The organism is uncultured Kushneria sp. (assembly GCF_947497025.1).
Classification (GTDB): Bacteria; Pseudomonadota; Gammaproteobacteria; order Pseudomonadales; family Halomonadaceae; genus Kushneria.
The window spans coordinates 53809-71602 of sequence record NZ_CANMFC010000007.1; the positions used below are offsets into that span (position 1 = coordinate 53809).

The 17794-nt window shown below is 58.0% G+C and carries 19 protein-coding genes and 1 tRNA gene; 5 read left to right on the forward strand and 15 right to left on the reverse strand.

What is annotated here, in order from left to right:
- Positions 1 to 5 precede the first annotated feature (5 nt).
- From Q0931_RS13440 to Q0931_RS13475, 8 genes are all read right to left on the reverse strand, one after another.
- Entirely contained in the window at positions 6 to 977 is a 972-nt protein-coding gene (locus tag Q0931_RS13440) for a RodZ family helix-turn-helix domain-containing protein (protein ID WP_299261127.1), read from the reverse strand.
- A 66-nt stretch (positions 978 to 1043) separates the two neighbouring features.
- Positions 1044 to 1739: a type IV pilus biogenesis/stability protein PilW gene (gene pilW, locus Q0931_RS13445; RefSeq protein WP_299261129.1), complete on the reverse strand. Its 696-nt coding sequence runs from the start codon at positions 1737 to 1739 to the stop codon at positions 1044 to 1046.
- 118 nt (positions 1740 to 1857) lie between these two features.
- Positions 1858 to 2991 (reverse strand): 23S rRNA (adenine(2503)-C(2))-methyltransferase RlmN, encoded by a 1134-nt coding sequence (gene rlmN / locus Q0931_RS13450; protein WP_299261131.1) that lies wholly within the window; start codon positions 2989 to 2991, stop codon positions 1858 to 1860.
- 84 nt (positions 2992 to 3075) lie between these two features.
- Positions 3076 to 3504 (reverse strand): nucleoside-diphosphate kinase, encoded by a 429-nt coding sequence (ndk, locus tag Q0931_RS13455; RefSeq protein WP_108844199.1) that lies wholly within the window; start codon positions 3502 to 3504, stop codon positions 3076 to 3078.
- A 156-nt stretch (positions 3505 to 3660) separates the two neighbouring features.
- On the reverse strand, positions 3661 to 3987 hold the full coding sequence (locus Q0931_RS13460; protein ID WP_108844172.1) for an iron-sulfur cluster assembly accessory protein: 327 nt from the start codon (positions 3985 to 3987) through the stop codon (positions 3661 to 3663).
- A gap of 52 nt (positions 3988 to 4039) precedes the next feature.
- The gene (locus Q0931_RS13465; protein WP_299261135.1) at positions 4040 to 5197 is read right to left on the reverse strand and encodes an aminotransferase class V-fold PLP-dependent enzyme; all 1158 of its coding nucleotides are present in this window, start codon (positions 5195 to 5197) and stop codon (positions 4040 to 4042) included.
- Between the two features lie 51 nt (positions 5198 to 5248).
- A complete protein-coding gene (locus Q0931_RS13470) occupies positions 5249 to 5725 on the reverse strand; it encodes a Fe-S cluster assembly transcription factor (RefSeq protein WP_299261137.1) in 477 nt (158 codons plus the stop codon).
- Positions 5726 to 5819: 94 nt separating this feature from the next.
- On the reverse strand, positions 5820 to 6620 hold the full coding sequence (locus tag Q0931_RS13475) for an RNA methyltransferase (protein ID WP_299261139.1): 801 nt from the start codon (positions 6618 to 6620) through the stop codon (positions 5820 to 5822).
- A 277-nt stretch (positions 6621 to 6897) separates the two neighbouring features.
- Between Q0931_RS13475 and Q0931_RS13480 the strand changes: the two genes are divergently transcribed.
- Positions 6898 to 7704: an inositol monophosphatase family protein gene (locus Q0931_RS13480; RefSeq protein WP_299261141.1), complete on the forward strand. Its 807-nt coding sequence runs from the start codon at positions 6898 to 6900 to the stop codon at positions 7702 to 7704.
- 124 nt (positions 7705 to 7828) lie between these two features.
- On the opposite strand, the gene secF is transcribed toward Q0931_RS13480, so the two are convergent.
- The 5 genes from secF to queA form a co-directional block, all read right to left on the reverse strand.
- Positions 7829 to 8737 carry a protein translocase subunit SecF gene (gene secF / locus Q0931_RS13485; RefSeq protein WP_299261143.1) on the reverse strand — a complete coding sequence of 303 codons (909 nt, stop codon included), beginning with the start codon at positions 8735 to 8737 and terminating at the stop codon, positions 7829 to 7831.
- A gap of 12 nt (positions 8738 to 8749) precedes the next feature.
- The gene (secD, locus tag Q0931_RS13490; RefSeq protein ID WP_299261145.1) at positions 8750 to 10594 is read right to left on the reverse strand and encodes a protein translocase subunit SecD; all 1845 of its coding nucleotides are present in this window, start codon (positions 10592 to 10594) and stop codon (positions 8750 to 8752) included.
- Between the two features lie 192 nt (positions 10595 to 10786).
- Entirely contained in the window at positions 10787 to 11125 is a 339-nt protein-coding gene (gene yajC, locus Q0931_RS13495) for a preprotein translocase subunit YajC (RefSeq protein ID WP_086899683.1), read from the reverse strand.
- Between the two features lie 51 nt (positions 11126 to 11176).
- Positions 11177 to 12313: a tRNA guanosine(34) transglycosylase Tgt gene (tgt, locus tag Q0931_RS13500; protein ID WP_299261150.1), complete on the reverse strand. Its 1137-nt coding sequence runs from the start codon at positions 12311 to 12313 to the stop codon at positions 11177 to 11179.
- A gap of 58 nt (positions 12314 to 12371) precedes the next feature.
- Positions 12372 to 13412, reverse strand: a complete 1041-nt coding sequence (gene queA, locus Q0931_RS13505) for a tRNA preQ1(34) S-adenosylmethionine ribosyltransferase-isomerase QueA (RefSeq protein ID WP_299261152.1) — start codon at positions 13410 to 13412, stop codon at positions 12372 to 12374.
- A 109-nt stretch (positions 13413 to 13521) separates the two neighbouring features.
- Here queA and Q0931_RS13510 point away from each other — a divergent pair.
- From Q0931_RS13510 to Q0931_RS13525, 4 genes are all read left to right on the forward strand, one after another.
- A tRNA-Leu gene (locus Q0931_RS13510) sits at positions 13522 to 13609 on the forward strand.
- A 119-nt stretch (positions 13610 to 13728) separates the two neighbouring features.
- Positions 13729 to 14460, forward strand: a complete 732-nt coding sequence (locus Q0931_RS13515) for a Crp/Fnr family transcriptional regulator (protein ID WP_299261154.1) — start codon at positions 13729 to 13731, stop codon at positions 14458 to 14460.
- 343 nt (positions 14461 to 14803) lie between these two features.
- Complete coding sequence (locus Q0931_RS13520; RefSeq protein WP_299261156.1) at positions 14804 to 15814, forward strand: acyltransferase; 1011 nt, start codon at positions 14804 to 14806, stop codon at positions 15812 to 15814.
- A gap of 179 nt (positions 15815 to 15993) precedes the next feature.
- Positions 15994 to 16128: a hypothetical protein gene (locus tag Q0931_RS13525; protein ID WP_299261158.1), complete on the forward strand. Its 135-nt coding sequence runs from the start codon at positions 15994 to 15996 to the stop codon at positions 16126 to 16128.
- Between the two features lie 54 nt (positions 16129 to 16182).
- Here the strand turns inward: Q0931_RS13525 and Q0931_RS13530 are convergent, their stop codons facing one another.
- The gene (locus tag Q0931_RS13530) at positions 16183 to 16593 is read right to left on the reverse strand and encodes a universal stress protein (protein ID WP_299261160.1); all 411 of its coding nucleotides are present in this window, start codon (positions 16591 to 16593) and stop codon (positions 16183 to 16185) included.
- 190 nt (positions 16594 to 16783) lie between these two features.
- Positions 16784 to 17128, reverse strand: coding sequence for a hypothetical protein (locus Q0931_RS13535; protein ID WP_299261162.1), 345 nt, complete (start codon positions 17126 to 17128; stop codon positions 16784 to 16786).
- Positions 17129 to 17794: the final 666 nt, after the last annotated feature.

Sequence of the window (17794 nt, forward strand, 5' to 3'; positions counted from 1 at the left end):
ATAAATCACTCCCCCAGGGTAAAACGGGCAACGTTGCTGCTGCCGGCGTGTTGGGACATGTCTACGCGTTCGCCTCTGTAATCAATGGTGACCTGATTGGCATTGCCTACCGTCAGGCGAAAGGGCGGCACGCCTTCGATCGTGGCGGTGGTGCCACTTTGCTGCAGGCCGCGCAGGACGGTGGTGCCATTGGCATCACGAACATCCACCCACGATTCGCCGCCAAAATTCATTTTCACGCTGCGACCGCTGGCGATCGGGTCGGACGCCGTGTCTTCGTCACTGGCGGTGTCCACCAGCCCGCCGGTCGCGCCGTTGCGGCCTTCGGGCGTCTCGACCTGAAGGCTGCCGGGTTCGGGCATGCCATCATGGCTGCCTTCGGCGACCCGGGTGGCTATCGCGGTGTTGACCGGTGCGCTGTTCGCCATGGTACCCGAGCCATCGCTCGATGTGTTATCCACAACGGGTTGGGCTTCAGGCGTTGGCGGCAGGTCGCGCTCGTCTGCATTTCCCTGCTGCGTGAGGTTCTGCTCGGGCATGGCGCTCTCATCCCCATAGCCGGGCGCGCTTTCACGCCCCTCCCACCATAACAGGGTCATGACGGCCAGAATGACCACGACGACCACCGTGACGACCCTGAAGGCGATGGCGCCCATGCGCGAGGGGGGCTTGATGCTGCTGATGGGCGCGACGCGACGCTCATCCAGATCGTTTCGACCGTGGACACGATCATAGGCCGCCACAATCATTCGATCATCGATGCCCAGCAGGCGCGCATAGGCACGCAGGTAGCCTCGACGATAGGTCGGTATCGGGATCTGATCAAAGTTGTCACGTTCCATGTCGGCGACCAGAGACGGACGCAGATTCAGCTGCTCGGCGGCATCTTCCAGATGCAGGCGCTGACGTTCGCGTTCTTCGCGCAGCATTTCACCGGCGCCCGGCTCCCCGGCGGGAGAGGCATGCTGTTCGCTCATGCAGAAAATTCCTTGTTCGGTCGTGGCACGAAATGATCCTTCTCCGGCGTTTGACGCAGGCCAGCCTTACCCATCATATGCCTCGCCGGCAAGCTTTTGAGCCAGCTGCAGACTCTCATTGCTCTTGCCGGCCAGTCGAACATGGTGTTCGAGCGAGGCGCGGGCGGCATCAAAGCGTTGCTGTTGATATTGTACTTCGGCAAGTCCCAGCCATGCGCGCGGTAGACGCTCATCCAGCTGCACGGCGCGCTGGTAGGACTCAAGCGCCGCGGTACTGTCGCCCTGACGCTGACGACACTGCCCCAGGTTGGTAAAAAGCTGAGCGCGGCGTTCGTAGCGCAGATCCGACGTGGCCTGTTCAAGTTGTTCGCAGGCCTGAGGGATTCGATTCTGGTTGAACAGAAAGGCAGCGTAATTGTTGCGCGCCTGAGTAAACGAGGGCCGCGCGTTCAGGGCGCGCTGAAAATATTGATCGGCACTGTCTGTCTCGCCCTGACGTTGATAGATCAGGGCAAGCCCCTGGAGGGCATCGGGGTCGTTGGCAGAAAGGTCGATGGCCCGGCCGAAGGCCTGCTGGGCGCGTTCCAGATCATCGCGCTGCAGGTAGGCCATACCCAGCTGAGTGTAGGCCGTGGTGGGTGACTCTTCTGACGGCCCCTGAGCGCTGCTGCCATGGCTGGCACAGCCTGTAAGCGTCGTAACGACCAGCAACAGGGCCGCCATGACCAGGGATGTCTTGAAGGTGCAGCGCAAGTGAATCATCGACTTCCTGACGTGATGAACATGCCCGAATCTGTCAAATATTAGCGAAAGCGTTGACCATCAAAGCGCTGCCACTCCACCAAGTCAAGCCGATGACGGATAGTACATGGCGAATCGGTCATGATGCGTCGAGCTGAACCGCCTTGATATAGCGCTCGGCACGTTTGGTGCGATCCTTGACGCGGCCAACCAGCTGCCCACAGGCCGCATCGATATCATCGCCGCGGGTCGTGCGGACCGGCGCATTGTGCCCAAGCTCGTAAAGCCATGCCTGGAATCGCATCACCTGATTGCGTGACGGCTTTTCATAGCCGGCATGTGGGAAGGGATTGAACGGAATCAGGTTGATCTTGCAGGGTAGATCTCCCAGCACCTCGACCAGCTGCTCGGCATGTTCACGCTGATCATTGATATCCTTGATCAGGGTGTACTCGATGGTGATATGGCGCGTTCCCTCGCTTTTGGACAGATAGCGTCGGCAGGCGTCCAGAAGTGTTGCAATGTTGTATTTGCGATTGAGCGGTACCAGCGTGTTGCGAAGCTCGTCGTTGGCGGCATGCAGGGAAATGGCCAGCGCGACGTCGATCTCATCGCCCAGCTTCTCGATCATGGGGACCACGCCCGACGTCGACAGGGTCACGCGGCGCTTGGAGAGCCCGTAGCCGTTGTCATCCAGCATCAGGTGCATGGCCGGCACGATATTGTCGTAGTTCAAGAGTGGCTCACCCATGCCCATCATGACCACGTTGGTGACGGCGCGGCGGCCGTCATCATGACCCATGCGCCCGCCGGCACTGGCCTGGGCAACCCACAGCTGGCCGATGACTTCGGCGGCGGTCAGGTTGCGCTGAAAGCCCTGCTTGCCGGTCGAGCAGAAGCTGCAGTCCAGCGAGCAGCCGACCTGAGAGGAGACGCACAGCGTCCGTCGGCTACCGTTTTCGGACGGGATCAGAACGGTTTCCACGAAGCTGCCATCTTCCACTTCCAGCACCCATTTCTGCGTGCCGTCGCTGGACTGGCCTTCGTAGACCACTTTGGGGCCACGAATTTCGGCCACATGTGAGAGCTTGTCACGCAGGGCCCTTGAAATATTGGTCATCTGCGAGAAGTCATCGACACCCTCATGATGGATCCATTTCATGACCTGTGCGGCGCGAAATTTTTTCTCGCCCTGGTCGATGAAGAACTGCTCCATCTGGCTGCGTGAAAGACCCAGAAGATTGACGGGTGTCGTCGTGGCAGTCTGTGTCATGGCAGTGAGCTCGCTGGTGTCATGGGAGAAAGAAGGCCGTCATCTGCCCTCGGGGGCAGATGACGGCCGGGCGCGGCAAGGCAATCAGCCGCGCGGACAGATTTCTTCGTCAGAGAAGAAGTAGGCCACTTCGCGCTGGGCAGATTCCGGCGCGTCGGAGCCGTGAACGGCGTTGGCGTCGATGGAGGTGGCGAAATCGGCGCGAATGGTGCCGGCTTCGGCCTTCTTCGGGTCGGTGGCGCCCATCAGCTCACGGTTTTTGGCGATGGCGTTGTCACCTTCCAGCACCTGAACAACGACCGGACCGGAGGTCATGAAGGAGACCAGATCCTTGAAGAAAGGACGCTCGCTGTGCTCGGCGTAAAAGCCCTCGGCCTTTTCCTGTGACAGGCTGACCATCTTGCAGGCGACCACCTGCAGACCGGCCTTCTCGAAACGAGAAATGATGTCGCCTACGGCATTCTTGGCAACGGCGTCCGGTTTGATGATGGAGAGAGTACGTTCCTGGGCCATGTTAAAGGGCTCCTGACAGGGTGATGAATTCAAGATGAGTCGTGATTCAGGATAGCGCAGAGCCGGCAGCTGCATTGACAGCTGCCGGCTCCGGCAAAAATCGCGCCATTATAGCCATAGCCGACGCAACATGCATCCGCAGTGGCATGGGTCGGGTCAAACGCTGAAACTTTCCCCGCAGCCGCATTCATCGCGGACATTGGGATTATTGAAGCGAAAGAAGCGGTTAAGACCTTCGCTGACGTAATCCACCTCGGTGCCGTCAAGGACGGACAGGGCGTCGTTATCAACGATGACTCTGACACCGTGATCTTCAAACACCTGATCATCGGCATCAACGCTGTCGGCAAAGTCGAGCACGTAGCTATAGCCCGAGCAGCCGCTTGGCTTGACCGCAACACGCAATCCTTCGCCGCTGCCGCGCTCTTCGAGCACGTGGCGAATCTGGTGGGCGGCGGCTTCGGAAATCGAGATCCGGGCCATGATATTGTCCTCCCCGGTGATGCGCGCCTGGCGCGCGAAAGATGGAAGATGCTCAGGCGCTCTGGCGCGTACGCAGGCTGCTCAGAGCGTTCGAAAGTGATTCAAGTGCCTGATCGATCTCTTCGATCCGGCTGAAACGGCCAAAACTGAAGCGAATCGAGGCCAGGGCCTGTTCGCGTGGCAAACCAATACCGGTCAATACGTAGGAGGGGTCCACGCTGGCTGAATTACAGGCCGACCCGGTCGACACTGCCAGACCGCGTAGCGCCATGATCAGGTCCTCACCATCCACGCCTTCAAAGCCTGCGTTGATGATGTTGGGCACATGCGTCCCGCCATCGGCATTGATCCAGGTGCCTTCCAGTCGGCGAAGCCCGTTGCGAAAGTGCTGACCGAGCATCTCGAGATGGGCGTTGTCGCTGTCCTTTTCTTCCAGGGCCAGTGAAAAGGCCTGGCCCATGCCGGCAATCTGATGGGTCGGCAGGGTGCCGGAGCGCATGCCGCGCTCATGACCGCCGCCGTGAATCAGTGCCTCGATTCGGGTGCCGCGTCGAACGTAAAGCGCGCCGATGCCCTTGGGGCCGTAGGCCTTGTGCGCCGACAGCGACAGCATGTCGACGGAAAGCCGGCTCATGTCCAGTTCGATTCGCCCGGTGGCCTGGGCGGCATCGACATGAAAGGCCGCGCCATGTTCGGACGCGATGGCGCCCAGCGTCTGCAGATCGTTGATGCTGCCCAGCTCATTATTGACCGCCATCAGGGACACCAGAATCGTCTCGGGGCGCAGCGCCTCCTGAAGCGCCTCGGGCGAGATCGTGCCGTCGGCGCGAGGGGCGAGGTAGGTCACCTCAAAGCCTTCCTGTTCGAGGGCGGCGGCGCTGTCGAGTACGGCCTTGTGTTCAATGGCGGACGTGATCAGGTGTCGACCGCGGGCGCGATGAGCGCGCATGTAGCCGATCAGCGCCAAGTTATCGGCCTCGGTAGCCCCCGAGGTCCAGACAATTTCGCGCGGGTCGGCCCCGATCAGGTCGCTGACCTGACGTCGTCCGGTTTCGACGGCCTGCTCGGCCAGCCAGCCCGACATGTGGCTGCGTGAGGCCGGATTGGCAAAGGTGCCTTCCAGCGTCAGGTGACGTGCCATGACCTCGGCCACACGCGGGTCGACCGGGGTCGTGGCCGCGTAGTCAAGGTAAAGAGGCATGGTGCTCATGGTGTTTTCCTTTCTCCAGCGTCATGACCCGCTGCACGACGCACAATGACATCAGGACGTGTGGGCAATGGGCAGCACGGCAATCCGGTTGACGCTGTCCTGCTGTTGACAGGCGATGCGCTGAACATCATGACGATGAATCAGCTCTTCAAGCGTAATACGATCGAGAAAATCGTGTATGACATCGGACAGATCACTCCAGAGATGATGCGTCAGGCAGGTGGTTCCTTGCTGACAATCCCCTGTGCCCTGACAGCGCGTGGCATCGATGGATTCGTTGACCGCGTCGATGACGCTGGCCACGGAAATCTCACCAGGTGCCCGGGCCAGCAGGTAGCCGCCGCCCGGTCCGCGAACACTGGTGACAAGCCCCTCACGACGCAGCCTGGCAAAAAGCTGCTCGAGATAGGAAAGCGAAATATCCTGGCGCGCCGAGATATCGGCAAGGCTGATGGGCGAGCCGCTACCGTGCAGGGCCAGGTCCAGAATGGCAGTAACGGCGTAGCGGCCCTTGGTCGTCAGACGCATGATCCAGATTCCGCAACATGACAGTAATCGTTGATTATGATAATCCCGAGGGATTTGGTCAACAATTGTCGGCGGTGACCGGGGACCGATGGCGTCACGACGAGGGTTCGGTAGGCGCCGTTGGCTTGCCAGAACCGTCTTGCAGGCGGTCTACGCGTGTCAGAATGCCGCGCAGCATATTGAGCTCCATCACATCCAGCCGGCTTCTCATGTAAAGGCGTCTAAGGCGTGCCATCAGCTGACGCGGGTTGGCCGGGTCATGAAAGCCGATATCGGTCAGGGTGCGTTCGAGATGCTCAAAAAAGCGCTCTGTGTCGGCGTGGCTGGCCAGCGGATTGTCCCATTCAACGCCAAAGGGATAGGCCGAGCCGGGCAGGGCGTCCGTCGCGCTGGCCTGAGTGCCAAGCCATGCCTGACGGCATTCGTAGGCCAGCACCTGGACGGCGGCCGCCAGATTGAGGGAGCTGTAATCGGCGGACGTCGGGATATGCACATGCGTATGGCAGCGCTGGAGTTCTTCGTTGGTCAGCCCCTTGTCCTCTCGACCGAAGACCAGCGCCACCGTGCTGTTCTGGCCCTGCATCTCGCCGGGCAGGCGGGCAGAAAACTCACGCGGTGAGCACAGCGGCCAGGGCAAATGGCGTGAGCGGGCGCTTGCCCCGACCACCCACTGACAGTCCGTCAGCGCCGGTTCCAGCGTATCATGCAGCGTGGCCCGCTCAAGGATGTCATCGGCACCCGAGGCCCGGGCAATGGCTTCCGGGTTGATCCCTTCCCCTCGCGGCGCGACCAGCGCGAGCTGCTCAAGCCCCATGGTTTTCATGGCGCGCGCGGCGGCGCCGATATTACCGGGGTGACTGGTGCCAATCAGAACAATACGAATACGCTCTAGCATGAAAATCGCCGTAATACAGAAAACGTGGGCCGTTGGGCAGTAGAAGAGGCAAGTCTAGCATGGAGCGACCGGACTCTGCCCTGATTGAGCGCTGGCGAGTTCAAGGCGTCTCTGCTAGCATCGTCGGCCACTTTTCCGGACAGTCCGCTTTTCAGACATCTCATTTTATCGCGTCGCTTGTGTGGCAGGTCTCGGGCCTGTCGCACGGGCGGCGTTTGATTCTGTCAGCTACTGACCCGCTCCCGCTCTTTAACAGCACTCGGTTCGAGGATTGATCATGCATCCAATGGTCCAGTTTGCCCTGCGCGCGCTGCGTGGCGCCCAGGAACAGTTCGTTCGCGTTCGCGACCGACTTGATATTGCCCGTGAAGACAACACGCTTGATACGTTGCTCAGCGATACGGCTCAGCGTGCAGAAACCCTGATTGCCGCTCAGTTTGGCAAGGGATACCCGGAACATGGCATGTCCGGACGCTATATCGGCTGGAGTGAAGGCCGTGGTGAAGGACGTGATTATCACTGGAAGATCGAGATCTTTCACGGCTACGCCAACTTGGCGTCCGGCACCTCGGGCTGTGCGCTGTCGATGGTCTGCCTCTACAAGGGGCGTCCCGAGCATGCCGTCATCATTTCCCCCTTCACCGATGAAGAGTATCTGGTCAGCCGCGGCCGGGGTGCCCATTACAACGGTCGCCGCATGCGTGTGCCCGTGCGTACCAGCATTGATGGCAGTCGCATCGCGCTGGGCCTTCCCGAAAACTGGATGCGCGAGCGCTATTTCTCGACCTGGCAGATTCTGACCACCCAGCTGGGCGCTCGCGTGGACATGCTGCGCGCCTCGGGCTGCCCGCTGCTGGATATGCTGTCGCTGTGTGCCGGCCATGTCGATGCCGGCTTCATCCTGGGGCTGGACGAGCAGGACATGCACATCGTCAGCCTGGTGCTCAAGGAGTGTGGGGCGCTATCCGGCACACCGCAGGGCAGTCCTCAGATCAAGATCGAAGGGGCGCTCATGGCGGCCTCGCCGCGTCTTTTCAAGCAGCTGGTACAGGCGATGGGCAACGCGAATCTGCCGACCCTGTAGCCGTCTGTCGAGACCAGAGAAACGGGTCTCGAAAGAACGGATGTCGATACCAAAAAGGGCCCGCCTCCATGAGGCGGGCCCTTTTATGTGTCGGTGGCACTGATCGGTCAAGCCGCCCGGGATATCAGGGCAGCTCGTCCTCGGCAGCATTTTCGCGCTTCGCCGGGATCAGGTCCTCTCGCTCCAGTTTGACCAGCAGCAGTACGGCGGCTGCCACATAGATGGAGGAGAACGTCCCCAGCACCACGCCCACGATCAGTGCCAGCGAGAAGTTATGGATCATGTCGCCGCCCAGGAAAAACAGTGCCAGCAGCACCAGCAGAGTCGTTCCCGAGGTCGACAGCGTTCGCGACAGCGTCTGATTGACGGCGTCGTTGAAGATCCTGACCAGATCATTGGACTGGGAGCGACGGATGTTTTCGCGGATCCGGTCGTAGACGATGATGGTGTCGTTGAGCGAGTAACCGATCACGGCCAGCACCGCGGCCAGTACCGTCAGGTCGAAGTCGAAACCGAACAGGGCAAAAAAGCCCAGCAGGATCACCACATCGTGGCCCAGCGAAATCAGGGCGCCGAGGGCAAACTTGTACTGAAAGCGAAAGGCGACATACAGCGCGACCACACCGAGGGCAATCAGCATGCCCAATCCACTCTGGTCGCGAAGTTGATCGCCGACTTGAGCGCCGACATACTCAGCCCGCACCAGATCGACCTGCTCGCCCTCGGCACGCAGGGCGGTGACGACCTGATCACCGATGCCTTCATCAAAGGTCTGCTGAAGGCGGACCAGCACGTCGGTGTCAGCACCAAAGGTCTGCACCGAATAGTTGCCAAAGCCTGCCTCGCCCAGCTCATCACGAACTTCGTCAAGCGAGGGCGCCTTGGCGTAGCTTACCTCGACCTGGGTGCCGCCGGTGAAGTCGAGGCCCAGGCTCAAGCCCTTGACAGCCAGCGCCCCAAGGGCGATGACCGTCAACAGGATAGAGATGATGTAGGCAGCCTTGCGTTTGCCCATGAAATCAAATTGCGTCATTTGCCGGCCTCCTCAGATCCACAGCTTCTTGAGCGACTTGCCGCCTACGACAAGGTTGGTAAGGGCACGGCTCACCATCACACCGGTGAAGACCGAGGTCAGAATGCCCAGTGACAGCGTGACCGCAAAGCCCTTCACGGGACCGGTACCAATCGAGAACAGGATGATTGCCACCAGCAGGGTCGTGATATTGGCGTCCAGAATGGCCGTGAAGGCCCGCTCATAGCCGGTATGGATGGCCTGCTGTATCGATCGACTGCGCATTTCCTCGCGGATGCGCTCAAACACCAGCACGTTGGCATCGACCGCCATGCCCAGTGTCAGCACGATCCCGGCAATGCCCGGCAGGGTCAGGGTCGCGCCCAGAATCGACATCGCCGCGATCAGTAGCGTCAGGTTGACGGCCAGGGCGATGTTGGCGATCAGGCCAAACCCCTTGTAGCGCACGATCATGAAGGCCAGCACCAGAATCAGGCCGACAATGACCGACATGACGCCACGATCAATGTTCTGCTGGCCCAGGCTTGGCCCGATGGTACGTTCCTGTGCGAAGTAGATGGGCGCGGCCAGTGAGCCCGAACGCAGCAGCAGCGACAGCTCGCGCGCTTCGGTCGGTGAATCCAGACCGGTGATGCGGAACTGATTGCCCAGTGCGCTCTGGATGGTGGCCAGACTGATGATGCCGCGCTCGGTGTAGGGGATGCGCTCCTCGACCTGTTCTCCGTCACGGGTGACGGTGCGGGTACGGGTCTTGTGCTCGATGTAGAGCACGGCCATGTTACGGCCGATATTGGCACGCGTGGCACGATTCATGCTGCTTCCGCCAGGGCCATCAAGGTTGATGTTGACCTGGGGGCGGCCGCTGTCATCGAAGGAGGTGCTGGCGCTGGAGACACGATCGCCGGTGATGATGACATCGCGTTCCAAGGCCGCCTTGCGGCCGGCATCGTTACGAAATTCGAACGCCTGCTGCTGATCGGGACTCGTGCTGTCGGACGCTTCAAGCCGAAACTCGAGGTTGGCCGTGGCGCCCACGATGCGCTTGGCTTCAGCCGTGTCCTGCACGCCCGGAAGCTCAACCACGATACGATTGGGGCCCTGACGCTGCACGATCGGCTCGGATACGCCCAATTCGTTGACGCGATTGCGCAGGGTGGTGAGGTTCTGGTTGATGGCGTAGTCCTGAATGTCGTTGACCGCCTGTTCGGTCAGCGTCATGACAAGCGTTGGTCCGCCATCATCGCTATTGCTGAAGGTGAATTCGTTGTACTGGCGGCTGAGCAGGGTGCGTGCCTGGCTGCGATCCTCGGCATTGGCAAAGGTAAAGCGGATGGTGTTATCGCCGGTGGTGTTGTTGCGATAGCGAATGCCTTCACCACGCAGAGCCTCACGCATGGCACTGGCGTTGACATCCAGGCGCTGGTCAATGGCTGCATCCATGTCGACTTCCAGCAGGAAGTGGACACCACCACGCAGGTCAAGGCCCAGATTCATGGGTTTGGCACCGATGGACTGCAGCCACTGGGGGGTCGAGTCTGCTAGGTTGAGCGCGACGGTATAGCCCTGGCCCAGTGCCTTGCTGACCACATCCCGAGCGGCCGACTGCTGTGAGTCGTTTTTCAGCCTTACCAGACCGGTGCCGTTGGCGGACTCGCTTGATGTAACAGCAATGCCTGCCTGCTCGAGTATCTGATCGACACGGGCCATTTCGCTGTCGCCAACGCTTGCGCCGCTGTTGGCTGCGCTGATCTGAATGGCCGGGTCCTTGGGATAAAGATTGGGCAGTGCATAGAGAACGCCCACAATAAACACGAGGAGTATCAGCAGATACTTCCAGAGGGGATAACGATTGAGCATCGTGGCCCTGTCCTGATTGGCTGGTGGCTCAAGAGAGCTTTTGAGGTCGTATCAATGACCACAGGGCTCGACCAATGGTTCAATCACCACTGAACGAGCCCCGGGCAGAAGGCGATGTGTTGTGCGTCAATACATCGCAGGCAGGCGTCATTACACCGATACGACAGCGGTGATCGCCTGCCCTTGCTGGGTTCAGATCGATTTCAGTGTGCCCTTGGGCAGTACGCTGATAACCGAGCTTTTCTGAACATTGACTTCAGTACCTTCAGCGATTTCCAGCGTAATGAACTCGTCACCGACCTTGGTCAGACGCCCCATAAGGCCGCCGCTGATGGTGACTTCGTCGCCTTTGGAAAGCTCTGACATCAACTTCTTGTGCGCCTTGGCACGCTTGGACTGCGGGCGCCAAAGCAGGAAGTAGAAAATCAGGACAAAGCCGACCAGCATGACGATCTGACCGATGGCACCCGCGCCACCGGCACTACCGGCGCCTCCTTCTGCCATGGCTGCCGGAATCAGGTACTCGAGCATGAGGTTTCCTCTAGGAATGATCTTGTTCAGTGGTGCTCTGTTATAAGCCGTTTACGCCTCAAGTGGCGGGACCGTCTGGCCCCGGCGCGCATAGAACGCTGCCACGAAGTCCGCCAATGTACCCGCTTCGATAGCCCCGCGCAAACCGCTCATCAGCTGCTGATAATGTCGCAGATTATGGATGGTGTTGAGCTGTGCGCCCAGCATTTCCCCGCAGCGGTCCAGGTGATGAAGGTAGCTGCGTGAAAAGTTCTGACAGGTATAGCAATCGCAGCCTTCTTCAAGCGGGCGCGTGTCATGGCGGTGAGTAGCATTGCGAATGCGAACGACGCCGTCGAAGGTAAAAAGGTGGCCGTTGCGAGCGTTGCGAGTGGGCATGACACAGTCGAACATGTCGACGCCGCGCCGCACGCCTTCCACCAGATCCTCGGGCTTGCCCACGCCCATCAGATAACGGGGCTTGTCGTCCGGCATCAATCCCGGCAGATAATCCAGCACCTTGATCATCTCTTCCTTGGGCTCGCCGACTGACAGGCCACCGATGGCCAGACCGTCAAAGCCGATCTGCTCAAGGCCTTCGAGCGAGCGTTCGCGCAGCTCGCGATACATGCCGCCCTGAATGATGCCAAACAGCGCAGAAGGGGAGTCGCCGTGGGCGTCCAGCGAACGCTGCGCCCAGCGAAGCGAGAGCTCCATCGAGGTCTTTGCTTCCTCGAATGTGGCCGGATAGGGGGTGCATTCATCAAAGATCATGACGATATCGGAACCCAGCGAGCGCTGCACCGCCATGGACTCCTCAGGCCCCATGAAGATTTTGGCGCCGTCGACCGGTGAGCGAAAATGCACGCCGGCCTCGGTGATCTTGCGCATCTCGCCCAGCGAGAACACCTGAAAGCCGCCGGAGTCGGTCAGAATCGGTTTGTGCCACTGCGCAAAATCATGCAGATCACCATGGGCTTCGATGACGTCGGTGCCCGGGCGCAGCCACAGATGAAAGGTGTTGCCCAAAATGATCTCGGCGCCAATGGCCTCGACATCCTTTGGCGTCATGCCCTTGACGGTGCCATAGGTGCCCACCGGCATGAAGGCGGGCGTTTCGACGCTGCCACGCGGAAAGGTCAGGCGCCCTCGGCGGGCACGGCCGTCGGTTGCCATGCGTTCAAAACGCATGAAGCAGTCCTGTCTCATGAAAGATCCTGTCGGTACTTGAAAGTCATCAATACAAAAAGCGTGCCGCAGCGGCTGGTCAGCCGCGCTGCCGGGTGAGATACATGGCGTCGCCATAACTGAAAAAGGCATAGCGTTCGTCTACGGCCGCCTGATATGCCTGCATGACGTGGTCATATCCTGCAAAGGAGGACACCAGCATCAAAAGCGTGGATTCCGGCAGATGGAAGTTGGTGATCAGGCTGTCCACGCACTGCCATTGGTAACCCGGATAGATGAAGATATCCGTATCACCGCTGAAGGCTTCTATCCGGCTGCTGCCGCTTTGCTGGCAGGCGCTTTCCAGACAGCGCACGCTGGTGGTGCCGACCGCAATGACCCGGTTGCCGCGATCCTGTGCCGCTCGGACCTGTTCGGCCGTCGTCTCGCTGACCTCGATCCATTCGCTGTGCATGTGATGCTCGAGGATGTTATCCACCCGAACCGGCTGAAAGGTGCCGGCACCGACGTGCAGCGTCACGAACGCCTTCTCGATGCCACGTGTCTCCATCGCCTCGAGCATGGCGTCGTCAAAATGAAGGCCGGCGGTCGGGGCGGCAACGGCGCCGTCGCGGCGGGCGTAGACGGTCTGATAGCGTTCGCGGTCGGTATGCTCATCCTCGCGCTCGATATAGGGCGGAAGGGGCATATGGCCATGCGCTTCCAGAAGCGCCACCAGTGGTGTCTCCCCTTCAAATCTCAGCTCGAACAGTGCATCGCGCCGGCCCTCGACCACCGCATGGATATCGCCTTCGAATACAAGGCGGGTGCCAATTTTCGGCGCCTTGCTGGCGCGCAGGTGCGCCAGACCCCGGTGCGCATCCAGCGGGCGCTCCAGCAGCATTTCGACACGTCCGCCACTTTCCTTTTGGCCAAAAAGTCGTGCGGGAATGACGCGAGTATCGTTGAACACCACCAGATCTCCCGGCGCCAGATGGTCCAGAAGCTGCGGAAAACGTGTGTGTTCAAGGTTTCCGCTGTCGCCATCGACGCACAGCAGACGGCAATCACTGCGCTGGTCGCTGGGGTAGCGGGCAATCAGTTCGTTGGGCAGTTCAAAATGAAAGTCGGCGCGCTGCATGGCTAATCAAGAGTCGGTGTCATCAAGGGGCGGGCATGATAGCGGATGCTACCGGTCTGCGTCATTGACGTGTTGGCTACGGACCGTATAATACGTCTCGCGCAACACTGCCGGTGTGGCGAAATTGGTAGACGCAGCGGATTCAAAATCCGCCGGACTAATACTCCGTGTCGGTTCGAGTCCGACCACCGGTACCACCTCTTTACGATATCTCCTCTTTCGTTTTTCCTCTCTGCTTCTTGCCATCTGTCACGGCGAGGCGTGTATTCTTGCCTGAAATATCTGTTTTAAACACTCATGACAGAGGAGATTCCGAGTGTCCCATCAAAGTTGCATGGTTCGGCATTTTCAATATTTTGCGGATCTTTCCGATTCGGAAATCGAGCTTTTGAGCACGCTTGAGAAATCTCCCGAGCAGCTCAAAAGCGGTGATGCCCTGTGGCGTGAAGGCGAGCGTGCCGAAGAAATGGCGGTATTGAGCCAGGGCTGGGCCTGCAGCAGCTATGTGCTGGAAGATGGCAGCAGAATGATTCTGGACATCTTCATGCCCGGAGATGTCGTCGGTCTGCGCGAATATGCCCTTGAGGCGCATCAGTCGACCATTGAGGCCATCACCGATTGCACGTTTTGTCGCTTTCCACACTGTCACCTGGATAACGTTTTTGAAAAATCCGGCCGACTGACCAGTACCTTTTTTTCCATTTCGGGTATTCAGCAATCCATGCTGGTAGAGCGTATGGTCAATCTGGGGCGTAGAAACGCGCAAAGCAAACTGGCCCATTTTCTGTGCGAGACACGCAGTCGCCTGTCCAAAACCAACAGTGGCGCGCTCAACGAGTTCAGGCTGCCGTTATCGCAACAGATGCTGGCGGATCTGATGGGGTTAACGCCGGTACACGTCAGCCGGGTATTTTCTTCTCTACGCGAGCAGTCGCTGGTTTATCGTGATCGGCATCAGATCAGTATCCCGGACATTGGTCGACTGCAGGAATTTTCTGACTTCAGGGAAGGCTATCTTCGGATGCACTCAAAGCGCTCGGAGACCTGAAGCAGGGGCAAATTTGTTCCCGAGGAAAGCGCTGGCAGCTCAGTGTAAACTTTATAATTTTTCAGAGGACTAAAAAACTAATTCATGACGATATTTTATGCTGATTTTCTGTCATGAAGTGGAATGGTGAAATTAATAAAGCTCGATGTCCGATTTTGATGCCGGTTACTGCTATTGGCTTATTTTAAAATATAATGCGCTAATTCAGCGAGGAACGGACAAATCGGCATATTTTATTTTTTTACGTTACATTATGTTTCTCTGGCAGTGTCATTTGTCAGAGGGTCCGGTAATGGCCAGAGAAAATGTTTCAGCAGCTCCAGGAAGAGGCCGCATAAGGTGGATGGATGCCCTGAGGGGGCTTGCCATTACCATGGTGGTCTATTTACACAGCGCCGATTCGATGTCGCTCAAGTTTGAAGATCTTGATCCCATCTTTACTCAGATCAATGGTTATTTTTCTCCTTTTAGAATGCCGGCACTGATGTTGCTTTCAGGCCTTCTGGTGGCAGGGTCGATGCGCAAGGGCGCTGGGCGTTATTTCAAGGGCAAGCTGTCGGGTATTCTTTATCCTTATGTGATCTGGTCGATTATTTCCTACGGCCTTTTTATATATAGAGCCCATTTTAATGGCAAGCCGGTGGTTGAGTTCTGGCACTCGCTATTTTTCGAGCCCATGGCTTATCTCTGGTTTATTTATTACATCTTTTTTTACTACGTTATTGCCTATTTTGTCCTCAGGCTGCACTGGGCCGTGTCCATTCTGGGATCACTGGCGCTTTATCTGGTTCTGAAGGATACCGAGGTCGATCGCTTCATATTTCACCTGCCGTTTTTCATTGTGGGTGGGGTGCTGGGCTATCATCTGGAAGCCTTCAAGCATTTTATCGAGCGTACCAGCTGGCTGGCCGTTCTGGCGCTGGCGGGTCTGGTGGTCTGGTACGTCATGGCCTACCACGGTTTGGTAGCCACTGGCGGCGCCTATCAGCCCATGTCCATGGTTCTGGCACTGGCGATGACCCTGGTGTTGCTGCGTATCGTCACCTTTAGATGGACAGCTCCGGTGCTGCGGCCCTTCGAGTGGTTTGGTCGTAACTCTCTGGTGCTTTTCCTCGTGCATTTCCCGGTGACCTGGGTGGCGCCCGTGATTCTCACTCGAGTGGTACACGGCAATCCGGACATGGTCTTTCCAGTCTATTTCCTTGGCGTGATGGCCATCAGCTCGCTGGCAGCCGTCTTGAACAATCGCAGCAAGCTGGTATCGCTACTGTTTACGGCCAATGTATTGGTCAACCGCACGGCTTCCAACCGGTCCGAGGAACGAATCGGCAATGTCAGCGTTGCTCGAAAGTAAACGCCTGTAGGGTATTTCGCTTATCGACATGACCGGCTTTCAAGTCGGTCATGTGCATTCCAAGCAGGTCGGCGTTTGTGGACCAGTGCAACGAACCCGGAAAGCCCCTAGAATGTCGGCATTCATATGGTCGGAGAGAGATTCCGGTCGTGTCCTGAAAGGCCGTAATGGGAGTATTCATGAGCGAGGGCGTACTGCACTTTTTCTTCATTACGACAGGTGCGATCCTGACGCTTTTATTTTTCCCGCTACTGGTCATGGTGCTTTTGAAGGTACTGCGGCGCTGGCGAGAGGAAAAACGCTCTCGGCACTGAGGGAACGCCGCAGTACTCGTAATGCCCAGCATGAGACATGCGGGCAATGAGTCATTATCTGACCGTGATGACGCGACAGGCCGCGCGCTGGTTGATCGCCACGGAAACGCTGCCACCTTTCTCGTTTGATGTCCTGCTCAGGCCCTTGTATCCCATGACGATGGCATCGGCGTCCAGTCGGTGCGCTTCTCGTTCAATGACTTCGGCAGGAGCGCCCTTGCGAACAAGAATACTGGTATCAAGGTCCGAGGCATCAATGGTCTCAAGCGCTGTCTGAATCAGCTGCATGGCAGCATCGTTTTGCGAAGGGCTCGTTACCAGAGGGTCGTTATCCTTTTCAGTAACGACCGGCACGTGTATTAAATAAAGTCTGCCATGGTTGGCGCGCGCCAGATGCGCGGCAATGTCCAGTGCCTTGTTGGCATTCCCGGATCCATCCAGTGGTACGAGAATTGTGCGATACATCAATTGGCCTCCTGTTGTCCGTGTCATGTCACTGTCATCACGTGCTTCACAAGTATAAAACTGACGCCGTATCTGTCATGGAAGATCTGCCGTCATGCTCATGGAATGGGAAAGGGAAACGCCGGGATGAGAAGGGCAGATACTAAAACGCCCGCACCGGAAGGGGCGGGCGTACAGGGAGCATTACAAATCAGGAACGACGACCCAGTAAAAGACCGGCCACCAGTCCAATGGCGGCACCTGCGCCAATATAGCTCCAGGCATTTTCATGCACATGACGATCCAGATCACGCGCGCCCTCTTCGGTCAGTTCCCATGCGCGGTGTCCTTCATCTTCTACCCGATCACGAGCCTGATACCAGCGTTGACCCAGTTGATCACCAGCGCCCTTGAGACGACTGCGTATCTTTTGACCCGTTGAATCAAGCTCATCTTCATAACGTGCCAGTGCGCGCGCGCCTCGCTTGTTCAGCTCCTTTTCGTAATCCTTGAGTCGACGAGTGGCTCGGCTATCGCTGGATGAAAAAATGCCCATCTGATGTCCTCCATTGACGTGGTCAGGCTTGTTTCAGGTCACTACCGGACGTGCTCTGGTCAGTATAGGTGGCTGAAAACGTGGGTGTCTTTCTGGTTTGTGCAGCGTCAGCCGTGGTTGTCATGACCTGCGCTACCTGATTGGACACTGTACCCAAGCGTAGTTCAGATCAAAACACTTAACCTGGTCTTCATGAGGCTGACAACAGGCTGTCATGCCTTGTATAACTGATGCACAGGAAAGCGGTATTTTTTAACTCCAGACGATTTTTGAAAATTAAAAAACCGATATTTTTTGAAAAATATGGACAACAGTTCTACTAGTGTTACCATCCTTACACTGCAAGGATGCAAACAGAAGGCAGGACGCTTTCGCCTCATCCGGTAGCAGGATTTTCCAGGAAGGAAAAGTGGTTGAAGACGCCATGGATGGCGCCTGAGGCTGTCACTAATGACACCTGCCGATGATGTCCTGTCATCGCGTCTCTCGTTTTATCCTGATATCGCTTTGACATCATGGCTTCTGGCTGGCTTCGTTAATCGAGGCCTTTTTTATGCGCGCGTTTTGTATCGCGGGAGATCCGGGGTTCATATCGTGGGGCATATATCGAGATAGAAGCGGGCTTCGAATAAGCGATGGTCAGGCGTAAGATTGTTCGCTTTATTC

Excerpts from the sequence above, each read along its gene's own strand:
- Q0931_RS13440 (WP_299261127.1), bottom strand. The coding sequence starts at position 977 with ATGAGCGAACAGCATGCCTCTCCCGCCGGGGAGCCGGGCGCCGGTGAA.
- Q0931_RS13535 (WP_299261162.1), bottom strand. The coding sequence starts at position 17,128 with ATGGGCATTTTTTCATCCAGCGATAGCCGAGCCACTCGTCGACTCAAG.
- queA (WP_299261152.1), bottom strand. The coding sequence starts at position 13,412 with ATGCAGCGCGCCGACTTTCATTTTGAACTGCCCAACGAACTGATTGCC.
- Q0931_RS13470 (WP_299261137.1), bottom strand. The coding sequence starts at position 5,725 with ATGCGTCTGACGACCAAGGGCCGCTACGCCGTTACTGCCATTCTGGAC.
- Q0931_RS13480 (WP_299261141.1), top strand. The coding sequence starts at position 6,898 with ATGCATCCAATGGTCCAGTTTGCCCTGCGCGCGCTGCGTGGCGCCCAG.
- secF (WP_299261143.1), bottom strand. The coding sequence starts at position 8,737 with ATGACGCAATTTGATTTCATGGGCAAACGCAAGGCTGCCTACATCATC.
- secD (WP_299261145.1), bottom strand. The coding sequence starts at position 10,594 with ATGCTCAATCGTTATCCCCTCTGGAAGTATCTGCTGATACTCCTCGTG.
- tgt (WP_299261150.1), bottom strand. The coding sequence starts at position 12,313 with ATGAGACAGGACTGCTTCATGCGTTTTGAACGCATGGCAACCGACGGC.
- Q0931_RS13520 (WP_299261156.1), top strand. The coding sequence starts at position 14,804 with ATGGATGCCCTGAGGGGGCTTGCCATTACCATGGTGGTCTATTTACAC.
- pilW (WP_299261129.1), bottom strand. The coding sequence starts at position 1,739 with ATGATTCACTTGCGCTGCACCTTCAAGACATCCCTGGTCATGGCGGCC.
- rlmN (WP_299261131.1), bottom strand. The coding sequence starts at position 2,991 with ATGACACAGACTGCCACGACGACACCCGTCAATCTTCTGGGTCTTTCA.
- Q0931_RS13525 (WP_299261158.1), top strand. The coding sequence starts at position 15,994 with ATGAGCGAGGGCGTACTGCACTTTTTCTTCATTACGACAGGTGCGATC.
- ndk (WP_108844199.1), bottom strand. The coding sequence starts at position 3,504 with ATGGCCCAGGAACGTACTCTCTCCATCATCAAACCGGACGCCGTTGCC.
- Q0931_RS13530 (WP_299261160.1), bottom strand. The coding sequence starts at position 16,593 with ATGTATCGCACAATTCTCGTACCACTGGATGGATCCGGGAATGCCAAC.
- Q0931_RS13465 (WP_299261135.1), bottom strand. The coding sequence starts at position 5,197 with ATGAGCACCATGCCTCTTTACCTTGACTACGCGGCCACGACCCCGGTC.
- Q0931_RS13460 (WP_108844172.1), bottom strand. The coding sequence starts at position 3,987 with ATGGCCCGGATCTCGATTTCCGAAGCCGCCGCCCACCAGATTCGCCAC.
- yajC (WP_086899683.1), bottom strand. The coding sequence starts at position 11,125 with ATGCTCGAGTACCTGATTCCGGCAGCCATGGCAGAAGGAGGCGCCGGT.
- Q0931_RS13475 (WP_299261139.1), bottom strand. The coding sequence starts at position 6,620 with ATGCTAGAGCGTATTCGTATTGTTCTGATTGGCACCAGTCACCCCGGT.